This window comes from Streptomyces sp. SID3212 (assembly GCF_009865405.1).
Lineage (GTDB): Bacteria > Actinomycetota > Actinomycetes > Streptomycetales > Streptomycetaceae > Streptomyces.
In genome coordinates, this window is record NZ_WWJY01000917.1 from 1 (window position 1) to 2239 (window position 2239).

Consider the following 2239-nt stretch of genomic DNA (forward strand, 5'->3'; position numbering starts at 1 on the left):
GCGGGTCGAGTCCGGTGGTCGGCTCGTCCAGGAACAGCACGCGGGGGCGGGTCAGCAGGGCGGCGGCCAGGTCGAGCCGTCTGCGCATGCCGCCCGAGTAGGTCCGTACGGTCCGGTCGGCCGCGTCCGCCAGTTCGAAGCGCTCCAGGAGCGCGTCGGCGCGGGCGCGGCCCGCCGCGCCCCGGACGCCGAGCAGTTGGGCGAAGAGCCGGAGGTTCTCGCGGCCCGACAGATCGCCGTCGACCGACGCGTACTGCCCCGCGACCCCGATGGCCCGGCGCACCGCGCCCGGCTCCCGGCGGATGTCGTGCCCGGCGACCCGGGCGCCCCCCGCGTCGGCGCGGGTGAGCGTCGTCAACACCCGTACCGCCGTGGTCTTCCCCGCCCCGTTCGGCCCGAGCACCCCGCAGACCGTGCCCTCGGGCACGGCCAGATCCAGGCCTCTCAGGGCGTGGACATCGCCGTATCGCTTCTCCAGACCTTCACTAAGTACAGCGTACGTAGTTGTCATGGGCCCACCGTATCAAACTACGTACGCTGTACGTAACTACGATGGTGGGCGAGGTGATGAGCGATGGCGGGGCGACCTGCTGAACCCGAAGTGATCTGGACCCGCCCCGAGCGGGCGGGACGCGGCCCCCGGCCGGCGTTCAGCCGCGCCGACATCGCGGCGGCGGCGGTCAAACTGGCCGACGAGGGCGGCATCGCGGCCGTCTCCATGCGCCATGTGGCGGCCGAGCTGGGCTGCGGCACGATGTCGCTCTACAACTACGTGCCGCGCAAGGAGGATCTGTACGAGCTGATGTTCGACGCGGCGGCGGGGGAGTTCCCGCTGCCGGAGAAGCCGTCCGGCGACTGGCGGGCCGACACGGCGGCGCTGGCGCACCGGGGGCGCGCGATGATGCACCGCCATCCCTGGATGTCGACGGTGATGTCGTCGAACTACGGCTTCACCCCGAACGGTTTGCTGTACCTCGAATTCAGCCTCGCGTGCCTCGATCCGCTCGACCTGCCCCCCGGCGAGAAGATGGAGCTGATCTCGATGATCAGCGGGGTGGTCACCACCTTCGTCGCCCACGAACTCCAGACGGCGGAACGCAACCGCACCCTGCCGTGGTCGGCGGAACAGGAACAGGCGGTCCGCATGGCCTACTTGGGCCGCGAAATCGCCTCGGGCCGCTTCCCGCGCCTGGCGGCCCTGATGACGTCGGCGTCCGAACCGGTGGACCTGGACGCGGTGTTCGAACGGGCCCTGGACCGCGTCCTGGACTCGTTCGGCGGGCAGGCGCGCGGGGTACGGGACGGCTCGTGAACAGTTCAGCGGACGACGTCATTCGCTCGGTGGCCGATGCGGTGGAGCAGCGGGCCCTGGCCCGGGGGACACACGTGCCCGCCCTCGGTTCGGTCCGGAGCATGGTCGACAGCGACGAATCGGAAATGGCGGTCGACTACCTCGTCAACACGGTCAATTCGTATCGGCTCACGCTCGGGCAGGACGAGTACGACCGGCTCATGTGGGCGGCGGACAAGCTGGGCTCCGCGGACGATGTGACGGACATCGACCCCCAGCTGCTTGTCCCCGCCGCAGACGAGGCCTGACCGCCACCGGCGTTCCGGACGGGCGATCCCCACGCGTCTAGATCAGGGCGAACTGGCCCTCCGGGCCCTCTTCGTGGTGGTCCAGTACGGACGCTGGGCGGCGCGCTGCCGCCGGGGGCGGGAGGACGCCGGCCGTGTGCAGGTCGTCGCGCGTGAGGGTGGGGGCGGTGAGCAGCCGGTCGGTGAGCAACTGCTCCCTGCGCGGCTCCAGTTCGGCGAGGAGCGCCAGTACGGTGATCAGGTCGAGCAGCTCCGAGGTCCACTCCCGCCGCCAGCCCGGGGGCCGGATCGCCGCCAGTGTGCCCGGCTCGGTTCCTTCCGGGAGCCCGGCACGCCGCTCGAACCACAGCTCCAGGATCCGTACGCCCCCGATCATGAAGTCCCAGGCCCCGGCGGGCACCGGCGCGACGCGGCCCGTACCGAGCGACAGAACCTCCTCCCCGGGGTCGTACGCGAGCGACTCGGGGCGGTCGGGGACCGTGGCACGTACGTAGGGCCGGCGGCCACCGGGCAGCCGGTGCCGTACGCCGCCGTGCGCGCCGCGCAGCTGGATCCCGGTCATCAGCCGCCCCAGCTCCACCCCGGCGGACCACACGCCGGGGTCGGCGGCGAGCGGCACCACCGGTCCGCGCGGCGAGGG

The 2239-nt window shown here is 72.1% G+C and carries 4 protein-coding genes; 2 read left to right on the plus strand and 2 right to left on the minus strand.

What is annotated here, in order from left to right:
* A partial coding sequence (locus GT042_RS27470) for an ATP-binding cassette domain-containing protein (RefSeq protein ID WP_161311414.1) occupies nucleotides 1-511 on the minus strand: 511 nt, incomplete at its 3' end.
* Between the two features lie 63 nt (nucleotides 512-574).
* On the opposite strand from GT042_RS27470, the gene GT042_RS27475 reads away from it, so the two are divergent.
* Complete coding sequence (locus GT042_RS27475; RefSeq protein WP_161311415.1) at nucleotides 575-1312, plus strand: TetR/AcrR family transcriptional regulator; 738 nt, start codon at nucleotides 575-577, stop codon at nucleotides 1310-1312.
* Complete coding sequence (locus GT042_RS27480; protein ID WP_161311416.1) at nucleotides 1309-1599, plus strand: hypothetical protein; 291 nt, start codon at nucleotides 1309-1311, stop codon at nucleotides 1597-1599. Before GT042_RS27475 ends, GT042_RS27480 begins: the two co-directional genes overlap by 4 nt.
* 37 nt (nucleotides 1600-1636) lie before the next feature.
* On the opposite strand, the gene GT042_RS27485 is transcribed toward GT042_RS27480, so the two are convergent.
* Nucleotides 1637-2239, minus strand: a 603-nt coding sequence (locus tag GT042_RS27485; RefSeq protein ID WP_345943945.1) for a type ISP restriction/modification enzyme, incomplete at its 5' end; no start/stop codon positions are given.